The following is a 22,103-nucleotide window of genomic DNA, read 5'->3' as shown; positions in this document are numbered from 1 at the left end:
CAACCAAGATTTTACTTTGGCTGATCATTTTTTATTGATCTTGATCTGGATGCCGCGTGAGCTTGCGCCGCGCTTTATCCAACTTGCGCAGCTGTTCACTGCTCCAAGGGGTGTTGCGCTTGCTTTCCCGCATGATGAACGGGTCAGTGGAATGGGTGAACTCGCGGTTCGACCGCGCAATTTCGCCATGGAACTCGCGTGAGGAAATCCGCAGTGCCCCGCGCGAAAACACCGTCCACTGTTCCGCCTGATCAGAAGTGACCACGGTGAGCTGCACCAGCGGCGTATTCAGATCATTGGCTAGGCGCTCGATGTAGCTATCGGCGGTTTCATCCTGCTGCGTGAACACCACTTTGAACTGCCACTTATCATAGCTTTCGCCGATGCCGGGCACATACATCGCATCAAACACCACAATAATTTCGGCGTCTTCATGCGCCCGGTACTCGGCAATTTCGTCTAGCAGTTGATCGCGAGCGGCGTCAAAATGACCGGTGGCTTTGAGCTTGGCCAATTCCGGCCAATTACCAATCACATTGTAGCCATCCACAATCAACAAATGCCGGCGCATTTATTTGCCTCCGCGGCTGGTAAAGCCTTGATACATCAAGATGCCGGCAGCGACACTGGCATTGAGGCTTTGCACGTGACCCACCATTGGAATGGTCAAAGTGGCATCCATCAATTTGGCAATCCCAGGGGAAATGCCTTTACCTTCGTTGCCAATCACCAGGGCGATACTGCCGGTGGCATTCCACTGGCGGAAGTCCTGGCCATCCATAGCGGTGCCAAAGATCCAGACCCCTTTATCCTTGAGCTGCTTGATGGTTTGGGCCAAATTCGTCACCCGCGCCACCGGGACATGCTCAATGGCCCCAGTTGAGACCTTCGCCACGGTGCTGGTCAAACCAACCGCGCGGTGTTTGGGAATGATAATCCCATCCACGCCAATCGCATCAGCTGTCCGTAAAATTGAGCCGAGGTTTTGCGGGTCTTCTAAGTTATCCAAAATCACAAAGAACGGGTCGTGGCCTTCGGCATGCGCGAACAGCTCATCCAAGGTGGCATAGGCGTAAGGCGTCATCGCCACCATCACGCCTTGGTGATTGCCACCATCGGTCAACAGATCCAGCTTGGTCTTCGGCACCTGGCTAACCAGGATTTTTTGCTTCTTCGCCTTATCGACAATCGCCCGCACCGGATCGCTATTCAGGCCGTTTTGGACGAACAGCTTGTTGATGGTTTTGGCGCTCCCATTTTTCAGCGCTTCGGCCACAGCATGGCGGCCGAAGACGAATTCATCCTCGTGCGCTTGATCCTTGGGCTGACTGCGATGGGCTTCACTTGGTCTTGAATTGGCCATGGCCTGTCCCTCCTTCTTCGACAAATGCAATGCACCAGGCAGCGAGCTCATCAATGCGCGCCGTTTGCGCGGTTAACTTCAGATAACCAAACAACGCTTCGAACCCGGTGGAAATGCGGTACGTCACCACATCGGTATGTTTCGCGTGCGTGTAGCTTTTGGCGTTACGCCCGCGTTTGAAATAGTCCCATTCTTCCTCAGACAGCAGATTTTGGGCTTCCATTTCGCCAATCAGCGCCGCTTGGGCCTTGGCCGACACGAAACTTTTCGCCGCTTTTTGCAGCTGACTGGGCCGCACTAACCCGCGGTCCAACAGGTGCTCGCGCACGTAAACTTCATACACGGCATCCCCCAGGTACGCCAGGGCAATGCCATTCAATTGTTTTGCGTCAGCTGTCATTTGCGGCGCCACCTCGTTCCTTGTGCGGTATCATCCAGTAAAATTCCTTTGGCCTGCAAGTCGTCGCGAATCTGGTCACTCAAGGCAAAATCCTTGGCGGCCCGGGCGGCATTGCGCTTTTCAATCAAGGCTTCGACGTCGGCATCCAGCAGCTCGGCTTGGAACTGCACGCCGAAAATCGCCAGCCACTGCGCCTGCACATCGAGTAGCGCCTGCAGGGTGTCTGCGTAAACCGTATCGGCGCCGGCGACTTCATTCATCAGCTTGGCCAAATCGTAAACCACGGCCAGGCCATTTTGCACGTTAATGTCGTCATCCATGGCGGCGATAAAGGCGCCTTTCAGACTGGCCAACTGAGCCGTCACCTCTGCACTGCTGCCAGGTTGGGCGCCTTGCTGCCGGTAGGCCACGGCCTCGCGGGCAATTTTCAACCGTTCGAGGTTGCGGGCGGCTTCCTTGAGGCCGGCTTCAGAATAGCGAATCGGCCGGCGGTACTGGGTGCTGGCCATCAAAAAGCGCAGCGTTTGAGGATCAACAGTTTTGACAATGTCATGCACCGTGATGAAATTACCCAGCGACTTGCTCATTTTTTCGTCGGCTTCCCCGATGGTCACAAAGCCATTGTGCATCCAGTAGTTGACAAATTTCTTACCGGTAGCGGCTTCGCTCTGAGCGATTTCGTTTTCGTGGTGCGGGAACTCGAGGTCCTGGCCGCCGCCATGAATATCGATGGTATCGCCTAGCAGGGTGGTACTCATCACGGAACATTCAATGTGCCAGCCTGGCCGGCCTTGGCCCCAAGGCGAATCCCAGGCAATTTCGCCGGGTTTGGCCGCTTTCCACAAGGCAAAATCAATCGGATCTTCCTTACGGGCGGTTTCGGCATCGGCCACATGCTGGGAGGCGCCTTGCTCCAGTTCGTCGACGTTTTTGTTAGCCAACTCGCCGTAGTGCTTGAACTTGCGGGCGCGATAATAGACATCGCCTTCGGATTCATAGGCATAGCCCTTGGCCATCAGCCGTTCAACGAAGCTAATGATTTCCGGAATCATTTGACTGGCGCGAGGATGCGCCGTGGCTGGTTCGATATTTAGCTTGCCGGTGTCGGCCATGAACGCATCAATGAAGCGCTGTGCTAAGTCAAGCGGCGCCTCGCCGGTTTCATGCGCAGCGTTGATGATTTTATCGTCAACATCGGTGAAGTTTGAGACATAATTCACCTTGTAGCCGCGATACTCGAAGTACCGGCGGATGGTATCAAAGGCAATCGCCGAGCGGGCGTTGCCAATGTGAATATAGTTGTACACCGTGGGGCCACAGACATACATACTGATTTCCCCTGGTTTGATCGGTGTGAATGGTTCTTTTTGCCGCGTGAGCGTGTTATATAGTTGCAGCATTCTGTCGCCCCCTATGTCTCTTGTATCATACTCGAAAACCCGCGTCGTTGCTAGTTGCGCCCTTTAATCCGCGGCCAGGGCTTCAAGGAAAATTGCCCCGTATTTGTCGACTTTGACCTGGCCCACGCCTTTGACATTGAGCATCTGGGCTTCGGTTTGCGGCCGCAGCAGGCACAACTGCCGCAGCGTTTCGTCAGAGAAAATCACATACGGCGGCACGCCTTGCTTCTGCGCTAAGTCATAGCGCAAACTGCGCAGCTGCTGGAACAGCTCGTCGTCCACTGGCAGCGACTGGCGCGCCTTGACGGCTTGCTTACGCATCACTTGCGCCTCGCCGCGCAGCACCTGCGCGCCCAGTTCCGTCAGCCCCAGGGTCGGATACTGCCCGCCTTGAGGCATCAGGTAGCCATCAGCCGTCAGAAAGTCGATAAAGCCGCTGATGTCTTTTTTACGCCAGCTACTTAACAAGCCGTAAGTGGACAACTGCTCCAGCCCCAGTTGCGTCAAGCGCCGACTTTTGGAGCCTGCCAGCACATCAGCAATCAGGCCCTTGCCGTAGCGGCCATGCATCCGCACCACGCAGGACAGTGCCTTTTGCGCATCCAGCGTCACATCCACGGCTTCGCGGTCGTCTCGGCAATTCGAGCACTGGCCGCAGGGTTGTGAAGCCTGCCCGAAATACTGCAGGATGAATTGCTGGAGACAATCGCCGGTGTTGGCGTATTGATTCATCACCTGCAACTTGCGGTATTCATTTTGCTTGTAAGCGTCATCGCCTTCGCTTTGATCAATAAAGAACCGGCGAATCTGCAAATCAGCTGGGGCAAACAACAAAATCGCCTCACTGGGCAACCCGTCCCGCCCGGCGCGGCCGGCTTCTTGATAATAAGACTCGAGGTCGCCTGGCACCTGAGCGTGAATGACAAAGCGCACGTTACTTTTGTCGATTCCCATTCCGAAAGCGTTGGTCGCCACCATCACCGGCTTGCGATCAAAGAGAAAGTCTTCCTGATTGGCCGTGCGTTCCTGCTCGGACAACCCCGCATGATACTTGGTCACGGCAATACCTTGGCGTTCCAGTAGCAAATAAAGCCGCTCAACTTCTTTGCGGGTAGCACAGTAGACAATGCCACTTTGCGTTTGGTTGAGCTTCAAATAGTCGAGCAAAAAGGCATCCTTGTCCTGGTCCTTGACCACTTGAAAGCTCAGATTTGGTCGGGCAAAGCCAGTGTTGATCATCCCCGCTTCGGGAATGTTCAGCCGCTGACCAATATCCAGCGCCACTCGCGTCGTCGCCGTGGCGGTTAATGCAATAACCGTCGGGTGCGACGGCAGGGCTGCGGCAATGGTTTGCAGCTGCAGATAGCTCGGTCGAAAATCATGGCCCCACTGGGAAATACAGTGTGCTTCGTCTACCGCTAGCAAGTCAATCTGCAGGCTCGCCAGATCCTGCTGAAAATCCGGCATCTCTAGCCGCTCAGGTGCGACATACAGCAGCTTTACCTCACCACGCGCCGCCATCTCCAGCCGGTGCTGGGCCTCTGGATATGCCACGGTGCTGTTGATGTAAGTGGCAGGAATGGCATTTTCATTGAGGGCATCGACCTGATCCTTCATCAAGGCAATCAAAGGCGACACCACCACCGTCAGGCCGCTTTGCAGCAGGGCTGGCACCTGATAGCACAGCGATTTCCCGCCGCCAGTGGGCATGATGACCAGCGTGTTCTCGTGCGCCAGCACGCGCTTAATGGCTGCGTCCTGCCCCGGCCGAAACTCATCGTAGCCGAATTTCTCTTTCAAAATACTCTGCGCCGCACTGGCCATCGTTTCTCCCCCGTTTCGTATTAGACTATTCTACCCGCCAAATGAAGTTGTGTAAAACCGGCTGTGGAGGTTGGCGCTTCTAGCTCGACGAATAGCCTAGCGTCATGCATTGAAGCCGTTCTTTGGCTTCGAGGCATGATGCGTAGCTGCTACCGCATGTCAGCCTGTACGCTATGCGCTACAGGCTGATCAAGTCGCTCGCGCGTTGCCAACCGCAGCGCAACTAAAACCGGCAAGTAAAAGGCTGTGAAGTGAGGCCGCACTTAGCCGGATGATTAGCCTTTCTGCCGCATGTCAGCCTGAAGCATTACCGCCGTTCTTTGGCGGTGAGGCTTCGGGCGTAGCTACATGCTCGGGCGTTGGCCTCACGCAGCGCAACTACAGACAACAGGCAAAGGCAGTTTTAACTCGAAAAATAGTTTCTTGTTTATCCTTTGCGTATTCCAACCGTCACTCCATCCCGTTTTGGTCCAGACCGCCGGGATTATATTGTTATTTAATTAATTAATACCCACAAAATAAAGGCGTTCACACTTGTGAAAAAATTAAAAAAGATATTATAAAACGCTTCCATCAATCATTTCCCGGTGCTATACTCACCCTGAGCAAGGAGGAGTATAGACCAATGACAGTGCACTAGCCATTATTGGCTCGAGAGGAGTACATGGGTTATGAAGAAATGGGCAAATCTTTTGGTCACCACGTTGAGTACCGCTGGACTGCTGCTGGGGAGTAGCGGCTTCAGCGCCACCACGGTTCACGCCGCGACGGCTGACAACACGCTGACTGACGCAGACATCAACGCGTACATCAGCCGGATGACCTTGGAAGAAAAAGTTGGGCAAATGTTTATCTCGCGCACCCCGCAGGACAACCAGCAGGTGCGCCAAGACGTCGCCAAATATCACCTGGGTGGGTTGATTGTTTACGGCGCCGATTTCACCAGTGTTAAAGACGCAGCAGCGTTTAAGACCAAAATGCAGAGTTTCCAAGATGCTGCTGATCTGCCGCTGCTGGTCGGTATTGACCAGGAAGGCGGCAAGGTTTCACGGCTGAGTGATAATCCAGTCGTGTCCGATTATCGCGCCTTCCCTTCGCCGCAGCAGGCGTATGCTGAAGGCGGCATGCCAGAAGTGTTGAAAGAGGCCACCGATGTCGGTGCAATGCTACGTGACCTTGGCGTTAACTGGAACTTCGCCCCTGATGCAGACACCACCAGCGACAAGGATGCCTTCATCTACGCCCGCTCATTTGGCCAGGACTACGCGACCACAGCGGACTACATCAAGCAAGTCGTTCCGGCTTGGCAGCAAAATGTTGCGGCGACGTTGAAACACTTCCCAGGTTACGGTGCGGCCATCGACACGCATACGGATTTTGCTGTGGTTGATCGCACCAAGGAACAATTTGAACAAGAGGACCTGCTGCCGTTCAAAGCCGGGATTGAAGCCGGCGTTGATTCCATTATGATTGCTCATATTGTGATGAAGGCTGTTGATCCTGACTATCCTTCCTCCCTATCGCGGAAGGTCGTTCAAGGTTTGCTGCGCGAAGAACTTGGCTTCCAAGGTGTGATTATCACCGACGGCCTGGGTATGGGCGCCATCACCAAGTTTGCTCAGGAACATAATGACGTTGCTGTCGACGTGCTAGCTGCCGAAGCTGGTAACGACGGCATCATGAATAATGATTACGCGAAAGCCATTCCGGCCCTGCTTGATGCCGTTAAAGCGGGCAACTTGTCAGAAAGCGAAATCGACCAGCACGTGTTCCGGCTCCTTAGCTTGAAGCGCAAACTGGGCCTGATTACCAAAGGCGATTTGGCCAAAAAAGAAATTACCTCTGACAAAGTGACTTACGACCAAGACGCTAAAGTCGCTCGCATCACTGGTACCGTCGTCGATCCAGACCTGTCAACAGGCGAACCCATTTATGCCAAGTCTGTGGACGGCGCACCTTTAGCGGAAACCGTGATTGGCGCCGGTGGTAAGTACGAAATCGACGTCCCGCTGACGGATGCCAAGCAAGCTGTTGTGCTGAGCACTGGGATGACCGATATCGCACCACTGTCTTTGACCATCGATGCCTTGGCTAAAGCAGAAACACCGGTTGAAACCACCCCGACACCAACCGACACCGGCAAGCAAGCTGCTAAAGATAACCAAGGCAAGCCGCAGCCAAAACCTGTGAAGACCCCGGCCAAGTCAGCCAAGAATACAGGCCATAAGGTCGTTGCAACCGCGGCAAAGAAGACCACCAAGGCCAGTCTACCACGGACTGGCGACGCGAAAGAGGCAGCTTTGGCTGGACTGGGTTTCATGGCCATTATTGCGGCATTGGGCGGGGCGTTCCTGCTCAAGAGACACGCGGCTTAATCAAGTCGTTCCTTCAAGCTCAATGATTCGTATCATTAGAAAAGGCCAACGCCTTAAAGACGTTGACCTTTTTTGTCCAATTGGATTAATGTTTCGCCGCTTCACGCTGAAGAATATCTGAGATAATCCCCTGCAAACTAATCGCCGCCATTTGCGCTTCGGCCGCTTGTTGCACCTGCGCGTAAGCCACATTCAAGCTCGCTTGGATATTACCGCCAACGATACATTGCGGGTTGGTTTTCTCATCAATATGCAGCAGCTCCTTGTTGCCCTCCAAAGCCTGGTAGACATCCAGCAGCGAAATCTCTGCCGCTGGTCGGGCCAGCGCCGGCGCGGCGGCCCCAGGCTGACTCGTCAGCAGGCCGGCCTTAACCAGCTGGGCCATCAGCCGGCGCACCAAGCTCGGATTGGCTTCGATACTGGCGGCGATGGCACCACTGGAGAGATCGGCGTCTTGGTAAATATCGACATAGGCCAAAATGTGCACCCCGTCGCTGAGCTTATGCGAGTATTTCATCAATTTACCCTCGCAGGACTGCCTGAATCGCGTCAGCCAGCGGGGTCAATTCATGGCCCAGCACGGCGGACAGCGTATCACCATCTGGCGTCAACTGGCCGTCGCGGATCGATTGCTGAATGCCAGACAACGCAGCAACCGCACCAGCTGGCAGGCCTGCCGCCTCCAGCCCTTGTTTGTATGTCGCAACATCGAGCGCCTGCGCCGTTGCCCCATCAATGGCCGCCGCCAAGTCAGCATAGGTCCGCGCTGGGCCGGACAATTCATAAACGGCCTTTGGCGCATCGGCCACCAAAATCTTGGCCGCCGCTTCGGCGTATTCCCGTTCCAAGGCCCAGCCAACCTGGCCAGCGCCCGCCGCGTAAACCAGGGGCTTCCCAGCAGCCGCCTTCTTCAAGCCGTTTGCTTCATTTTCCAAGTACCAGTTATTGCGCAAAAAGGCATACGTTAAACCCGAATCCTTCAGTGCCTGCTCAGTTGCTTGATGATCCGCCGCCAGTGGGGCCTTCGACTGATCCGCATGGGGAAAACTGGTGTAGGCAACAAAGCCGACTTGCGCCGCCTTAGCCGCATTAATCAGATTCTGATGCTGCTGAATCCGTGATATCTTGCCACCTGGCAGCGACGAAATAAATAGCAACCGATCCACGCCTTGCAGTGAAGCCGTCAACTGGTCCTGATCCGTGTAGTCACCAGGCCGCACCGTCACGCCAGCTGGCATTAAGCCCTTCGCCTTGTCGACATTGCGGGCCAACGCTACCACATTCTCAGCCCCGACTAACGCCACCAATTGTTTGACCGCGGTTTGGCCAAAGTGACCGGTCGCAGCTGTTAAAGCATATGTTGTCATAAAAAGCGCTCCCTTCGTCCTGTGACAATATAAGTAACTTGCAACATTTATTGTAACAGGATTGGTGTGAAGTAGCAAGGATGAATTGAAACAATTTCCATCGAACCAAGGCACTGCTATTTCCCGGGCAATACTCAAAACAGCCACCCCCGTTAGGAGTGGCTGTTGAGGTAACATCTTACTTCTGCAAAGCTTGCAGCACGTAATCGATGTTGGCTAAGACTTTTTCGCGACCCATCAGTTCGATGGTTTCGGCCAGTTGTGGGCCGTGCATCTCACGGGTGGTGGCGATACGAATTGGCATGTAGAGCTTGCGGCCCTTCACGCCGGTTTCAAGCCGGGTGTGGTAAACCGCCTGGTTGATGAAGTAAGCCGAGAAGGTATCCAAAGCGCGCAGCTTGGTGGCCACGTTTTGGATCACTGGCAAAGCGTTGTCGTCAGCTAATTCCTTCAGCGCAGCTTCATCCAAAGCCTTAGGCGCTTCGAAGAAAATGCTGGACAGCTCGGTGATTTGGCCGGTGTAACTCATCTGCGGGATATACAGGCTAATCAGTTGCCGCGCCCATTCCAAAGTCTTTGGATCTGGATCCTTTGGCAATCGGCCGGATTCGATCAGGTTCTCGCTGGCCAAGGCGGTCAGTTCGTTCGGATCGGTCTTCTTAATGTACTGGTTGTTGACCCATTCCAGCTTCTTCTTATCGAAGCGCGCCGGGCTCTTGGACAGGCGGGTTTCATCAAAGAGCTTGATGAAGTCCTTCTTGGAGAAGATTTCGTCTTCCCCTTTTGGTGACCAACCCAGCAAGGTGATGAAGTTGAACATGGCTTCTGGCAGGTAGCCCAGTTCGCGATACTGTTCGATGAACTGCAAAACAGATTCGTCACGCTTTGACAGCTTCTTGCCAGTCTCGCCATTGATGATCAAGGTCATGTGGCCAAACACCGGTGGTTCCCAGCCCAGCGCTTCGTAAATCGCGATTTGCTTAGGCGTGTTAGCGATGTGGTCATCCCCACGCAGCACATGGGTGATTTCCATCAAATGGTCATCAACCACCACCGCAAAGTTATAGGTTGGCATGCCATCACGTTTCATGATGACAAAGTCGCCACCGATGGTTTTACCTTCGATGGAAATGTCGCCTTTGACGATATCATTCCATTCGTAGGTCTTGTCCGTTGGAATGTGGAAGCGAATGACCGGCTGTAGGCCTTGCGCCTTAGCAGCGGCAATTTTAGCCTGTTTCTCGGCTTCGGTCATGCCTTCGTATTCGTAGACATAATGCGGCATTTCGTGATTGGCCTTTTGGGCTTCACGATCGGCTTCCAATTCGGCTTCGGTTTTGTAGGATTCATAAGCTTGGCCTTTATCCATCAGTTCCTGGATATAGCGTTCATAGATGTCCTTGCGTTCAGATTGCCGGTAAGGGCCAAAGTCGCCGCCTTTATCAGGGCCTTCATCCCAGTCGATCCCCAGCCAGTGCAGGTTTTCGATCTGACTCTTTTCCCCGTCTGCAATGTTGCGCTTGGTGTCTGTGTCTTCGATCCGCAGCACCATTGTCCCGTTGTTATGCCGGGCAAACAAATAGTTGAACAGCGCCGTCCGCGCGTTCCCGATGTGTAAATGTCCGGTTGGACTCGGTGCGTAACGCACCCGAATTGGTCGATCTGTCAATGCACGATGCCTCCATAATTTTGTTCCCCAAACTGGGGCGTGCACCAAATAAAGCGCAGTGCACTTGCATTGACAGTGTACCACAAGGGGCGGCTCCAAACACGCCCGGTTGCGAGTTTTCATTGCGGCACCGGCGCCGTTTTTCTGCAAAAAAAGCCGTCAGCGACAATGCGCTGGCGACTCGGTCGGCGAGGCGGCGAGCGCCTCGGCCTTACTTTTTCTTTTTAGTGTTCTTCGGTTCTGACGCCTCTGGTTTGGCATCCTTGCCGGCTTCATCACGCAAGGACTGCTGCTGATGGGCAGGCTTGGCGAAAATCATCCGGCCGGCTGCGGTTTGGATGGCAGAGGTCACAATGACGTTCAGGGGCTTGTTCATGTAGAACTGGCCATCTTCGACCACGACCATCGTGCCGTCTTCCATGTAGGCGACGCCTTGCTGACGCTCAGTCCCTGACTTGATCACCGTGACGGTCATCGGCTCGCCTGGAATGAGATCCGGCTTCAAGGCATTGGCCAGCTCGTTGATGTTGAGCACGGGCACGTTTTGGAACTGGGCCACTTTGTTGAGGTTGTAGTCATTGGTCACCACAATCCCATCCAGCATTTTGGCCAGTTTCAGCAGCTTGCTGTCCACTTCAGTCATGTCCTCGAAATCGCCGTCATACATTTCCACGTTGATTTCGTCATCAGCCTTCATCTGGTTGATGATATCCAGCCCGCGGCGGCCGCGGCCGCGCTTCAAGGCGTCTGCCGAGTCGGAAATCAGCTGCAACTCATGCACCACGAAGGTTGGCACGAGCAACGTGCCTTCCAAAAAGCCAGTTTTGGCAATCGCCTGCACGCGGCCGTCAATGATTACACTGGTATCGAGCAACTTGTACTTGCGGAAGTTGTCCCCCACCCGGCGATCAAGCAGCGCCGCGTTGTCATCCTCTTTTTTATCACGATCGCGGTCACGATTACGCTGGCCGAAGAGCTTGCGCCATTCGTCGCGCCGCGTGGTCCCCAGCCGAAAGCCGAAGTAACCAAGCAACATCATCAATACCAGCGGCAACAGCACGCCCCATGGCCCGGGGAGATTATAAAAGAGAATTGAAATAATGGCAGCTAACACCAGGCCAACAATTGTGCCTAACACACCAAACAACAGGAACGATGCCGATTTCGTGCTGAGATATTTTTCTGCTTGATCGAGTTTGCGAATAATCCAACCAGACGCGACTTCAGAAATGGCCAAGAACACCACGGCGCCGATCAAACCGTCGACAATCGCGTTGTTCAACCACGCGATGCTGTCCAGATGCAAGAGCATCCACAAAAACGGCAGCGTGTTGACGCCAACGCCGACGCCGACTAACCCAAACACGATTGCAATCACACGTTTTCTCATTTCGTTCCTCCTTTCTGATTGAATACGACTTGCAGCGCCTCACTGACGCTGGCAACACCAATCACTTTAATTTTATCACGGGAAGCGAAGCCCTGCAGGTTATTCTTAGGGACAAAAATGCGTTTAAAGCCCAATTTTGCCGCTTCTTTGATGCGATCCTCAATCCGATTGACCCGGCGCACCTCGCCAGTCAAGCCAATTTCGCCGACAAAACAGTCCGTCGGGGCGATTTCAGTATCGCGATACGAGCTGGCAATCGCCATCGCCATCGCCAAATCGATTGCCGGTTCATCCAGCCGCACCCCACCAGTCGCCTTCAGGTAAGCGTCCTGGTTTTGGAGCATCAAGTTGGCACGCTTTTCCAGCACGGCGATAATCAGGCTGACGCGGTTATGGTCCAAGCCGCTAGACGTGCGCTTGGCGTTACCGTACATGGTCGGCGTCATCAAGGCCTGCAGTTCAACCAAAATCGGCCGCGTGCCTTCCATTGACACCACCACCGCTGAACCGGTGGCACCGGCGAGCCGCTCCTCCAGAAAGAGCTCAGAGGGATTAGCCACTTCAGCCAAGCCGTTTTGGTGCATCTCGAAGATGCCAATTTCATTGGTGGAGCCGAAGCGGTTTTTCACCGATCGCAGCATGCGGTACGTGTGGTGCATGTCACCTTCAAAGTACAGCACCGTGTCCACCATGTGCTCCAAAATCTTCGGCCCCGCGATGGCGCCTTCCTTGGTGACATGGCCCACAATGAAAATTGTAATCTGGTTAGTTTTGGCAATCCGCATCAGCTCCGCGGTGACTTCGCGGATTTGACTCACCGATCCCACTGCTGAATTCATATCCGGCACGTTCATGGTCTGCACCGAGTCGATAATGACATAATCTGGCGCCATGTCATCGATGGCGGCAGTGATGCTGGGCATATCCGTTTCCGGATACAGGTACATCCCCGAATCACCCACACCCAAGCGCATCGCACGCAGCTTGATCTGACTGGCACTTTCTTCCCCGGACACATACAGGACCTTCGCCCCGCCGCGGGCCAGGTAACCTGACACCTGCGTCAGCAGCGTCGACTTGCCAATCCCCGGATCGCCGCCAATCAGAATCAAAGAGCCTGGCACAATGCCGCCGCCAAGCACGCGGTTCAGCTCATTGAGTTCGGTGGCGACGCGCGGCTCTTTTTTGAGCGACACCTCATTGAGCCGCTGCGGCGTGATTTTGGTGCCGCCGCTGGTTTTGCGCGGCGCCGCCGTCTTCACTGGCGCTTCGGTTTCTTCCACCAGCGAATTCCACGCCCCACAGTTCGGGCAGCGGCCGAGGAAGGTGGCCGAGATGTAGCCACAATTTTGACAAACATATTTGGTTCTAGCCTTGGCCATCTACTCGCTTCCTTTGCTATTACTTCCCAGTGGAGCCAAACCCGGCTGTGCGGACATTCTCGTTCCCAGTGTCGCCATCGGCCAGCAGATACGGCATGAAGATGCCTTGGCCGATGCGTTCACCTTGCTCAATCACCACATCCCGCGGCGAGAAGTTGAGCATTTGGATAAAGATTTCGCCTTCGTTGCTGGTGTTGTTGTAATAATCCGCGTCGATCACGCCAATCCCGTTCGGAATCACCAACCCACGCTTCAACGGGTTGCTGGAGCGATTGGCCAAAATCAGCACCTCATTCGGCTGCATGTAGGCCTTCACCCCAGTCGGGACCAACAGCGGCTTCAGGATCTTAGTGGCCCGGGTGAAGTCCTGTTCGGTCAGCGGGTGCTCGTTTTTGATCAGGCGGAACAGACGAATGAAGTCATAGCGCCAAATACTCTTGAGGACAAAATCCTCCCGGGCAAAAAAGTCATACCCAGCGGCATTTTTGGTTTGCCGTTCCGGGAGCTTCACCCCCTGATTTTCAAACGCCGAAACAATTTCAAAGCCGCGACTACGCATCGTGTCTCCTCCTTAATGGTATACGTCACATTCTACCACGAGCCGCCCCGCTTTTTGCGGCTGTCAGCGCTTTCTTGAACTAACCTTTTCAAATTGTTACCATATAATCAAAGAAGACTCGCCTAACCGAGCCAAAAGGGGGAAATTATGATGACCTTTCAACATGAAACCGGCCGTTACTTCTTAAATGACGATACCGGGAAACTGATTGCGGAAGTGACCTTCCAGCCCATCGATGATGGTCAGAATTACGTCATCGACCACACCTACGTTGACCCGATTTTGCGCGGCCAGGGCATCGCCGGCAAGCTGGTGAAAGCCGTGGTCGATCAAGCCCGCGTGGAAGGCAAGAAGATCGAGCCGCTGTGCTCCTTTGCGCTACATGAATTCGAGACGAAACCGGAGTACGCGGAGATGCGGCGACAAGTACCGACAGAATAGGCGGCTGTTGGCGTCAGCAACAAACAGTCAGTGTAAACGAAAAGCCGATCAACTTGATTGCCAAGTTGGTCGGCTCTTTTTGACGCGTTATGTTCGTTCTCTTTAACCGGCAATCGGTGTCGCCGCAATGGTCCAAGTAATCGTCGAAGTATAATTACCCAACTTGATCTGCGGATACGGCTGCATCCCCAGCTTCAGATTGGTGATCGCGCCGCTGGTTGGCGGCGTATCGGCGCTGTAGACTGTTTGCGCCGTGTTGTTATCCGGCAAGGTGACATTGCGGCCACTGTACGTGAAGCCGATGGTCGTGTTCCCGGCCGTGTAGCCAGTCCCAGCCGGAAAGTTAACCGGCGTCATGGAAGCGGTAATCGTCGTATGCACCCCGGTGGGCGCCGCGGCGACAAGGTTGCCAGTGCCGTCCATCGTGCCAGTAACGCCCGACAGACCTTTAATAATTTGGCCGACGCTCAGATTTTTAAAGAGAAAATTCGGCGCGCCAATGCCCAGTGGATTTTCAAGTACGGCTGGCGTGCTCACGGTCGTCGTATAACGAGCGTTGTTACCCACAACGACCCCGGCCCCTTCCGTAGCAGCATCATTCTTCTTTGCCGCCAAGATGGGAGCCGTGACCGTATAACTTTGAACCCCGCTAATTGAATTCAGAAACCCTGATAAGCTGACATCAACCTGGGTCGCATAAGTCTTAGTTTGCCCAAACTTATCAGTCACCTGAGCCGTTTTGGTTGGTATCCCCACCGCCGTCTGCGTCACGCCATTCCTGAGGATGGTGACGCTCACTTTTCCATTAGCATTGACCTCAAAACCATAACCAGTGGTCGTTCGCAGCGTGCCGGTCAAGGTCGCCGTATTCGTGGTGTTCTGCACCGGCCAATTCTGCTTACTGTTACTACTGTTATAAGTAATAGTGTAAGTCTGGGCGAGCGCGTCGCCTTCATAAACTGACTTCGGCGCCGCGGAGCCATCACGACTAATGACCGTGGCAGCCACACTAGCATCAACGACGCCAGGAATAGTTTCGAAGGTCACCACGCCTTCTTCGGCTTGAGCCCCGGTAGAGCCGGTAAAGCCCCAGCTAACCCCTTGAGAAATCGCAGTAGTACCGAAGATCTTGGTGATGTCAGCCGCTGTCCAAGTCATGGTCTTGCTGAAGGTGTGGCTTGAGCTGAGCTCAATACTAAAAGTTAAACTCCCACCGCCGTCTTTTGCGGTATCGGGGGCCCAGTCAACTTTGACCGTATGCCACTGGCCGTCGGTGAATTTCTCACCACTTTTTTTAGTCGGCACATAATAGCCACCAAGGCCCATGTCTGTGCCATACCCTGTCTTGTTGAGGCCGCCATCAGCCGCATTGGTCTTGTCGAACAAGAGTTGCCCTTTATCACCACGTTGATATTGCATGATGGCCGAATTGCTGCCGTTAAGGAACCCCGGAAAACCCCAGCCAATGTATTGGGCATCATCAGATGATGAAAAGCCTGCCGCAATCTTATCAACATTTTTGTCCGTCGTATCACCGTTGAAGTAGGTATCGAAGGTCACGGCAAAAGCGTTTGGCATCTGACCTTTGATGTTAAGATTCGTGCCGGCACCCCAAACCCCAACGCCACTCCCGTTTTGGTAAACCTGGGTGGGTTTATCGCCTCTCAGCACAAATGCCATCCCATCAGCAGGATTCGGATTGTTCCCAAAGTAGATGTGCATCTTGGTCGAAAAGGTCTGCTGGAGTTTAAGCTTTGACGTACTCCAGATCGATCCTGATTGAGTTTTACCGTTCGTCAACTGAACTGCCACATTATTACCGGCAGCATTAGACAACACCTTACTACTAGTGCCCGTAATGCCATCCGTAGTCATCGCTTGGTCAAATGGGACATAGGCTGGCAGTCCGGTATCTGGATCCAGTGGTTCCGGGAAACGGTTCCCGTTAAGGTCAGTCGCATGAGTCCAGATATCATCTGCTGCCTTCACCGTTTGCACGGTGCCGCCAAGCCCAGCGGTCAGCGTTGCCACCGCAGCAAGGGTCAGCCAGCGACTCAGGCGCTTTTTAGTTAAGTGCTTCATTAGTCGCGTCCTCCCTTCGCCGCCACAGCAGCAACAACATCATGGCAATTAATCCCAGTAAGCCAAAGCCGACACCAGCTAAAACCAAGGCAAGCGTTTCACCGGTTTTAGGCAAAACGCCGTGAGTTTGGCCGGTCGCGCTTTTAGTGCCAGGCACGTGATCCGCCGGGGTCACCCGCGACGGCAGTTTACCCGGCTTACTTGGCTGGTAGGGACTCGGTAGCACCACGAACTCGGCGACGGTTTGACCCACCGCCGCGCCCGTATTCGTCGCCGCGTTCACCCCGGTGCCCCCGAGGGTGAGGCCGGCTGCGGTGAGGGCCACTGCTAAGCCGATTTTCCAATATCGCATAGGGCACGCTCCTTTCCGCTATTGCGGCGTATTCTCAGCCTGAGCATCCTTCTTGCGACGCAGCAGCAGTAAAATCAGCCACCACAGCAAGCCTAGGAGCAAGACAATGCCAATGCCGATGAGGATCCAACCCCACCATGGCATGACAAACGGCGTCTTCAACGCCAGTTTTTTGTTAATTTTTTGTGCTTGTTCAGTCAAAATCGAGAAGTTGCGCTTCCAGTGCCAGCGGCCGTGGGGGCCAGTGACCAGCAAATCCAACGTGTAATCACCCGGGGTGAGCCCGTCTTTTTGGGTAATCCCGAAGTCAAAATGGCTGTTCGGCGCCGTCGTATACCCACTCGCGGTCCGCTTCATGACGACGGTGTTGGAGTTGCGCTTGTACACCTTCGCGGTAAACAGCATCTTGCCCCAGTAGGTTGGCATTGGATTTTGAACGGTCGCCAAAACGCCCGGTTGGTTGCTTTGAATCCCTGCCCCAACTGCTTTCAGCTTCAGGTCTGGCTTTACATTGTTGATTGCGCCGGTACTGGTTTGCAATTGAATGCCGACCAGAGTCGCATAACGATTTTTGAACTGAACGCCATCACCAGTGCTGCCAGCAGTTTCTTCTTTGTCGACAAGATACAGGCCACCAAGCAGCACACCGTTAAAGCCTTGTTCCGGGATCTTCAGGTTCACAGTCACCCGCTTCGTCTGATGCCCGGCCAAGGTCACCACCTGACTCTTTTGGCCTAACTGATCAACGCGGTACTGCGCGGACGAATCCGTGCGACCATTAGGTTTATAGCCAATCTCCCCATTATCCTGTGTATAGGCATGCGTCAAAGACACCTTAATATGCCGAACCCCCGCCGTTGCGTTGGTCACCGCTACTGTTATTGGTTGGGTGGCCCCAGGTTTGACGACGAGGTCAAAATAGCTCGACACTGAGGTCCGCTGATTATCAGGAATGACAGGGCTAACGGTGTACGCCGCTCCGGAGGCCGCTTGGGTTTGGTTGGGCTGCACTTGGGCAACCCCCAGACCCAGGGCCGCCAAAGCGATGAACAACAAGGTTTTAAGGCGCAAGGTAAAACTCCTTTCGATAATGGAAAAACAAGGATACAAGGCCTTTAAGCCTTAATCTGAAAAAACGCGACCGAGGACGCCCCTCGATCGCGTTAAGTACTCACATGAGTGGCTTAGCCTGCAGTAATGGTGCTGGAAAGTGTCCAGGTAATGGTTGCATCGTACTGAACAGCTTTAACTTGAGCATTTTTATCAAGGGTCAACTTAGTCGCAGTGTCCACGTCAGCCGTGTTAGCACCTTGACCTTCGTCCTTGCCAGCGGTCCAGATTGTGACGTCCTGGCCATCGGTTTTAAGCGTAGCCGCAGTGCCAAGCGTAGCGTTCGGCGCAACAACATTTGTCAGCGCGAGTGCAAGCTGGCCATCCAACTTGTTGGCATCTGTCTTATCTGCGTTATTGGTGAACTGAGTAAGGTTGGCGGAAAGCTTCCAGCCCGCCCCGTTACCACGCAAGTCGCTAACTGCCAACTTGCCATCAGTGTTTTCAGCAGCATCGCCTGTTTGGACTTTAACCTTACCATCCTGATAGTTCATTGCCGCGGTACCAGCAATGATCTTAGCGACTGTCGTGGTGCCGAAGTTCATGTCAGGTGCATTAACCAGCCACAAATCTTTGTTGACGCCGCTACCATTGTCGCCACCAGGCGTGGTGCTACCATCGTCACCGGCAGTAACAGTGAATTCGGCTGTCGTGGTACCTTGGGCACTGCCATCTGCAGTTGCAGCGGACACGGTCATAGGTGCAACCGTTGCGGCAGCAGCCAAAGCAAGAGCAGCAGCACTAACAAGTAAAGACTTCTTCATTATAGAGTTCCTCCTATTTGACTCGCTGTCCCCCTGACGCCTTTGCGCCCAGCGAAGTATTAGATAACGCCCAAAGTATAACAACCCATAAATATTTCGTCAATAAGAATATTCAATAAAAATAACATAGAAGATTGCTAAACTTTCATAATTTTTTCATTTTTCCGTTAGTTCTTGGTGCCGCCGGCAAAGAACAGTGTTGATCAGTGGCCGTGCCAATTGCATCAATCAAAGCTTGAAACCACACTGATGAAGCTTTTGCACTAACAAGTCGCATGAATTTCGTTGATTATCCCTGTCACTTCGGCGTTTGTGCTCATCTTTCATGCCATCAAGCGCATTTTCAAACAAGCCTATCGTTGAATAACATAAAGTTCAGTCGTAACACCATCCTCGAAGAATGATAAAAAAACATCTAAATATTTTATTCTAATTGTTTATCATTTGGCCTTGGCTCGCCAACCTCCGAATTCGCTTCGCTTATTCAATGTTTAATCTTCCCCACGCAAAAAGGCTCTTCAGCCAACCTGCATTTGCAGGTAGGTGAAGAGCCTTTCTGTTAATTCCTTAGATCTTAGACGGCCTATTTAGCCTGGTGACGACGCTTCTTGCGGCTAGCCGCAGCGCCAATTCCCATCAGGCCAATCAAGCTTGCACCGATGGCGGAAAGCAGTGATTCACTGCGTTCACCCGTCTTTGGCAGCCGGTTGTTAGTCCGAGCACCATTCTTGATGCGCGCCTGACGAGCACGAGCTGCGTTAGTCGCAGATGTCGATACCGCACGACTGCCGTTGCCAGTATTTCCGTTATGCTTGCCAGCACCGGTTGCGATGTTGGTAGAAACGGAAGCACTGTTGCTTGCACTAGCAGACGCCAGAGCAGAGGTACTCTGCGAGGCACTGGCAGAAGCCGAACCGCTAGCGGAAGCGGAAGCAGAGCCACTAGCAGAAGCGGAGCCGCTAGCACTGACGGAAGCACTCGTGGAAGCCGAACCGTCGGCACTGTAGGAAGCACTCAGACTAGTGAGGAGTGAAAGCGTCTCGCTGTCCTTGATGCTTGCCGAGTCGATGGCCGAAACCTGTGCCGACTCAGAAGCACTCAGACTTGGGTAGCCAGATACTGACTCGCTGTAGCTGGCACTGGCACTAGCCGAAGCTGATGCAGAAGCACTAGCCACACCTGAAGCGGATGCCGAAGCACTGGCCTCAGAAGGCGTCTGACTGGCCAAAATGCTGGTACTCTGACTTGCAGAGATCGAAGCACTCTGGCTGGCACTCGTCGAAGCACTGGCACTAGCCGAAGCTGATGTTGCAGCACTCGCAGAGGCACTGCTGATGGCGCCACTGGTAAGTGACCGACGAGCCACGTCAGACATGCTTGCGGACAAGCTGCTGAGAAGCGAGGCGTCAGCGGATTCACTAGCCGAAGCACTGGCAATCGCAGAGCCATGAGCACTGATGCTTGCCGAAGCCTTAGCACTGTCGATGGCGCTCTCAGAAGCACTAACCGTGGCAGAGCCACTAGCGCTATTGGAAGCACTGACAGAGGCCGAATCAGTGGCACTGACAGAAGCACTCAGACTAGCGAGCAGTGACAACATCTGACTGTCGCGGATGCTTGCAGAGTCGATTGCCGATACCTGAGCGGATACAGAAGCACTCAGACTTGGGTAACCAGATACCGATTCGCTGTAGCTTGCGCTGGCACTAGCCGAAGCTGATGCAGAAGCGCTGGCCACACCTGAAGCGGATGCCGAAGCACTCGCCTCAGAAGGCGTCTGACTAGCCAGAATGCTGGTGCTCTGACTTGCAGAGATTGAAGCACTCTCGCTGGCACTCATTGAAGCGCTGGCACTAGCCGAAGCTGATGTCGAAGCACTCGCAGAAGCACTGCGCAAAGCGTTCCCTGCCATTGACCGCCGAGCAGCGTTAGCCAAGCTCTCAGACAAGCTACTGATTGCGGATGCATCTGTCGATTCACTAGCAGAAGCACTGGCCACCGCAGAACCATAGGCACTGTGACTGGCTGACAGTGATGCGCTAGCAACTGCACTTTCAGAAGCACTAACTGTGGCAGAACCACTAGCGCTATTGGAAGCACTGACAGAGGCCGAGTCAGTGGCACTGACCGAGGCACTTAGACTAGCGAGCAGTGACAACATCTGGCTGTCGCGGATGCTTGCAGAGTCGATTGCCGATACCTGAGCCGATACAGAAGCACTCAAGCTTGGATAACCGGAGACCGCATCGCTGTAGCTGGCACTTGCACTAGCCGAAGCTGATGCAGAGGCGCTGGCCACACCTGAAGCCGATGCCGAAGCACTAGCCTCAGAAGGCGTCTGACTAGCCAAAATGCTGGTGCTCTGGCTTGCCGATACAGAGGCGCTCACGCTGGCACTCGTTGAAGCATCAGCACTAGCCGAAGCTGATGTCGAAGCACTAGCCTCAGAAGGCGTCTGACTAGCCAAAATGCTGGTGCTCTGGCTTGCCGATACAGAGGCGCTCACGCTGGCACTCGTTGAAGCATCAGCACTAGCCGAAGCTGATGTCGAAGCACTCGCAGAAGCACTGCGCAAAGCGTTCCCTGCTATTGTCCGCCGAGCAGCGTTTGCCAAACTCTCAGATAGACTACTGATCACTGATGCATCAGTTGACTCACTAGCAGAAGCACTGACAACCGCTGAGCCGTAAGCACTGTGACTAGCTGAAAGTGATGCACTATTGATGGCACTTTCAGACGCACTGACCGTAGCTGAATCACTAGCACTTTCAGAAGCACTAATCGAAGCAGAGTCGGTGGCACTGATCGATGCACTCAAGCTGGCAAGTAGTGACAGTTCCTGGCTGTCCTTGATGCTTGCGGAGTCGATCGCGGATACCTGAGCGGATTGTGATGCACTCAGACTTGGGTAACCAGATACCGATTCGCTGTAGCTTGCGCTTGCACTAGCCGAAGCTGATGCAGAAGCACTTGCACTGGCGGAAGCTGATGCCGAAGCACTTGCTTCAGACGGCGTCTGACTGTCCAGGATGCTGGTACTCTGGCTTGCGGATACCGATGCACTTTCGCTGGCACTCGTCGAAGCACTGGCACTAGCCGAAGCTGATGCGGAAGCACTTGCGGAGGCGCTAGCGGATTCGCTGGCTGGAATTGACTGCGAGTTCTTAATAGAGATGCTCTCAGACAAGCTGCCAATTGCGGAGGCGTCGGTTGATTCACTTGCGGAAGCACTGGCGATCGCAGAGCCGTCGGCACTGTTGCTTGCGGATACCGATGCGCTATCGGAAGCGGAAAGGATTGCACTATCAGAAGCACTTTCAGATGCACTGACTGATGCTGAACCGCTGGCACTTTCAGAAGCGCTAATCGATGCACTCAAGCTGGCAAGTAATGACAGTTCTTGGCTGTCCTTGATGCTTGCGGAGTCGATCGCGGATACCTGAGCGGACTGTGATGCACTCAGACTTGGGTAACCAGATACCGATTCGCTGTAGCTTGCGCTTGCACTAGCTGAAGCTGATGCAGAAGCACTTGCACTGGCGGAAGCTGATGCCGAAGCACTTGCTTCAGACGGCGTCTGACTGTCCAGGATGCTGGTACTCTGGCTTGCGGATACCGATGCACT

18 protein-coding genes are annotated in these 22,103 nt (G+C 54.0%); 2 read left to right on the top strand and 16 right to left on the bottom strand.

All coding sequences use genetic code 11. The features are described from left to right. Positions 1–31: 31 nt before the first annotated feature. The 5 genes from JUF11_RS10535 to recQ form a co-directional block, all read right to left on the bottom strand. On the bottom strand, positions 32–571 hold the full coding sequence (locus tag JUF11_RS10535) for an NYN domain-containing protein (protein WP_204119577.1): 540 nt from the start codon (positions 569–571) through the stop codon (positions 32–34). After that, positions 572–1,363: a 23S rRNA (guanosine(2251)-2'-O)-methyltransferase RlmB gene (gene rlmB / locus JUF11_RS10530; RefSeq protein ID WP_204119576.1), complete on the bottom strand. Its 792-nt coding sequence runs from the start codon at positions 1,361–1,363 to the stop codon at positions 572–574. Further along, positions 1,341–1,763, bottom strand: a complete 423-nt coding sequence (locus tag JUF11_RS10525) for a Mini-ribonuclease 3 (protein ID WP_204119575.1) — start codon at positions 1,761–1,763, stop codon at positions 1,341–1,343. Before JUF11_RS10525 ends, rlmB begins: the two co-directional genes overlap by 23 nt. Beyond that, entirely contained in the window at positions 1,760–3,163 is a 1,404-nt protein-coding gene (gene cysS, locus JUF11_RS10520) for a cysteine--tRNA ligase (RefSeq protein ID WP_204119574.1), read from the bottom strand. The genes JUF11_RS10525 and cysS overlap by 4 nt, the downstream gene beginning before the upstream one ends. A 63-nt stretch (positions 3,164–3,226) precedes the next feature. Then, positions 3,227–4,987, bottom strand: coding sequence for a DNA helicase RecQ (recQ, locus tag JUF11_RS10515; protein WP_204119573.1), 1,761 nt, complete (start codon positions 4,985–4,987; stop codon positions 3,227–3,229). 671 nt (positions 4,988–5,658) lie between these two features. Between recQ and JUF11_RS10510 the strand changes: the two genes are divergently transcribed. Then, entirely contained in the window at positions 5,659–7,362 is a 1,704-nt protein-coding gene (locus JUF11_RS10510; protein WP_204119572.1) for a glycoside hydrolase family 3 protein, read from the top strand. Positions 7,363–7,447: 85 nt separating this feature from the next. Here the strand turns inward: JUF11_RS10510 and JUF11_RS10505 are convergent, their stop codons facing one another. From JUF11_RS10505 to JUF11_RS10480, 6 genes are all read right to left on the bottom strand, one after another. After that, positions 7,448–7,879 carry an Rrf2 family transcriptional regulator gene (locus JUF11_RS10505; protein WP_204119571.1) on the bottom strand — a complete coding sequence of 144 codons (432 nt, stop codon included), beginning with the start codon at positions 7,877–7,879 and terminating at the stop codon, positions 7,448–7,450. Between the two features lie 4 nt (positions 7,880–7,883). Further along, positions 7,884–8,729 (bottom strand): NAD(P)H-binding protein, encoded by an 846-nt coding sequence (locus JUF11_RS10500; protein WP_204119570.1) that lies wholly within the window; start codon positions 8,727–8,729, stop codon positions 7,884–7,886. A 178-nt stretch (positions 8,730–8,907) separates the two neighbouring features. Further along, entirely contained in the window at positions 8,908–10,398 is a 1,491-nt protein-coding gene (gltX, locus tag JUF11_RS10495) for a glutamate--tRNA ligase (RefSeq protein ID WP_204119569.1), read from the bottom strand. 211 nt (positions 10,399–10,609) lie between these two features. Then, on the bottom strand, positions 10,610–11,788 hold the full coding sequence (locus tag JUF11_RS10490) for a PIN/TRAM domain-containing protein (protein ID WP_204119568.1): 1,179 nt from the start codon (positions 11,786–11,788) through the stop codon (positions 10,610–10,612). Further along, the gene (gene radA, locus JUF11_RS10485; protein ID WP_204119567.1) at positions 11,785–13,170 is read right to left on the bottom strand and encodes a DNA repair protein RadA; all 1,386 of its coding nucleotides are present in this window, start codon (positions 13,168–13,170) and stop codon (positions 11,785–11,787) included. Before radA ends, JUF11_RS10490 begins: the two co-directional genes overlap by 4 nt. A gap of 19 nt (positions 13,171–13,189) precedes the next feature. Next, positions 13,190–13,729, bottom strand: coding sequence for a dCTP deaminase/dUTPase family protein (locus tag JUF11_RS10480; RefSeq protein ID WP_204119566.1), 540 nt, complete (start codon positions 13,727–13,729; stop codon positions 13,190–13,192). 150 nt (positions 13,730–13,879) lie between these two features. On the opposite strand from JUF11_RS10480, the gene JUF11_RS10475 reads away from it, so the two are divergent. Continuing rightward, positions 13,880–14,170: a GNAT family N-acetyltransferase gene (locus tag JUF11_RS10475; RefSeq protein ID WP_204119565.1), complete on the top strand. Its 291-nt coding sequence runs from the start codon at positions 13,880–13,882 to the stop codon at positions 14,168–14,170. 102 nt (positions 14,171–14,272) lie between these two features. Here JUF11_RS10475 and JUF11_RS10470 read toward each other — a convergent pair whose 3' ends face one another. The 5 genes from JUF11_RS10470 to JUF11_RS10450 form a co-directional block, all read right to left on the bottom strand. Then, complete coding sequence (locus tag JUF11_RS10470) at positions 14,273–16,252, bottom strand: lectin-like domain-containing protein (protein WP_204119564.1); 1,980 nt, start codon at positions 16,250–16,252, stop codon at positions 14,273–14,275. Next, entirely contained in the window at positions 16,236–16,604 is a 369-nt protein-coding gene (locus JUF11_RS10465; RefSeq protein WP_204119563.1) for an LPXTG cell wall anchor domain-containing protein, read from the bottom strand. Before JUF11_RS10465 ends, JUF11_RS10470 begins: the two co-directional genes overlap by 17 nt. 18 nt (positions 16,605–16,622) lie before the next feature. After that, the gene (locus JUF11_RS10460) at positions 16,623–17,675 is read right to left on the bottom strand and encodes a WxLIP family cell surface protein (RefSeq protein WP_204119562.1); all 1,053 of its coding nucleotides are present in this window, start codon (positions 17,673–17,675) and stop codon (positions 16,623–16,625) included. A 113-nt stretch (positions 17,676–17,788) separates the two neighbouring features. Then, the gene (locus JUF11_RS10455) at positions 17,789–18,478 is read right to left on the bottom strand and encodes a WxL domain-containing protein (protein ID WP_204119561.1); all 690 of its coding nucleotides are present in this window, start codon (positions 18,476–18,478) and stop codon (positions 17,789–17,791) included. Positions 18,479–19,061: 583 nt separating this feature from the next. Further along, on the bottom strand, positions 19,062–22,103 hold a 3,042-nt coding region (locus JUF11_RS10450), incomplete at its 5' end, for an LPXTG cell wall anchor domain-containing protein (RefSeq protein WP_204119560.1).

The organism is Lacticaseibacillus suilingensis, assembly GCF_016861845.1.
GTDB lineage: Bacteria > Bacillota > Bacilli > Lactobacillales > Lactobacillaceae > Lacticaseibacillus > Lacticaseibacillus suilingensis.
Note: the sequence above shows the minus strand (reverse complement) of the source record. Positions and strands in the feature narration are given on the sequence as shown.

Excerpts from the sequence above, each read along its gene's own strand:
- JUF11_RS10500 (WP_204119570.1), bottom strand. The coding sequence starts at position 8,729 with ATGACAACATATGCTTTAACAGCTGCGACCGGTCACTTTGGCCAAACC.
- JUF11_RS10465 (WP_204119563.1), bottom strand. The coding sequence starts at position 16,604 with ATGCGATATTGGAAAATCGGCTTAGCAGTGGCCCTCACCGCAGCCGGC.
- JUF11_RS10455 (WP_204119561.1), bottom strand. The coding sequence starts at position 18,478 with ATGAAGAAGTCTTTACTTGTTAGTGCTGCTGCTCTTGCTTTGGCTGCT.
- recQ (WP_204119573.1), bottom strand. The coding sequence starts at position 4,987 with ATGGCCAGTGCGGCGCAGAGTATTTTGAAAGAGAAATTCGGCTACGAT.
- cysS (WP_204119574.1), bottom strand. The coding sequence starts at position 3,163 with ATGCTGCAACTATATAACACGCTCACGCGGCAAAAAGAACCATTCACA.
- JUF11_RS10480 (WP_204119566.1), bottom strand. The coding sequence starts at position 13,729 with ATGCGTAGTCGCGGCTTTGAAATTGTTTCGGCGTTTGAAAATCAGGGG.
- rlmB (WP_204119576.1), bottom strand. The coding sequence starts at position 1,363 with ATGGCCAATTCAAGACCAAGTGAAGCCCATCGCAGTCAGCCCAAGGAT.
- JUF11_RS10535 (WP_204119577.1), bottom strand. The coding sequence starts at position 571 with ATGCGCCGGCATTTGTTGATTGTGGATGGCTACAATGTGATTGGTAAT.
- JUF11_RS10525 (WP_204119575.1), bottom strand. The coding sequence starts at position 1,763 with ATGACAGCTGACGCAAAACAATTGAATGGCATTGCCCTGGCGTACCTG.
- JUF11_RS10505 (WP_204119571.1), bottom strand. The coding sequence starts at position 7,879 with ATGAAATACTCGCATAAGCTCAGCGACGGGGTGCACATTTTGGCCTAT.
- JUF11_RS10490 (WP_204119568.1), bottom strand. The coding sequence starts at position 11,788 with ATGAGAAAACGTGTGATTGCAATCGTGTTTGGGTTAGTCGGCGTCGGC.
- radA (WP_204119567.1), bottom strand. The coding sequence starts at position 13,170 with ATGGCCAAGGCTAGAACCAAATATGTTTGTCAAAATTGTGGCTACATC.
- JUF11_RS10470 (WP_204119564.1), bottom strand. The coding sequence starts at position 16,252 with ATGAAGCACTTAACTAAAAAGCGCCTGAGTCGCTGGCTGACCCTTGCT.
- JUF11_RS10475 (WP_204119565.1), top strand. The coding sequence starts at position 13,880 with ATGACCTTTCAACATGAAACCGGCCGTTACTTCTTAAATGACGATACC.
- JUF11_RS10510 (WP_204119572.1), top strand. The coding sequence starts at position 5,659 with ATGAAGAAATGGGCAAATCTTTTGGTCACCACGTTGAGTACCGCTGGA.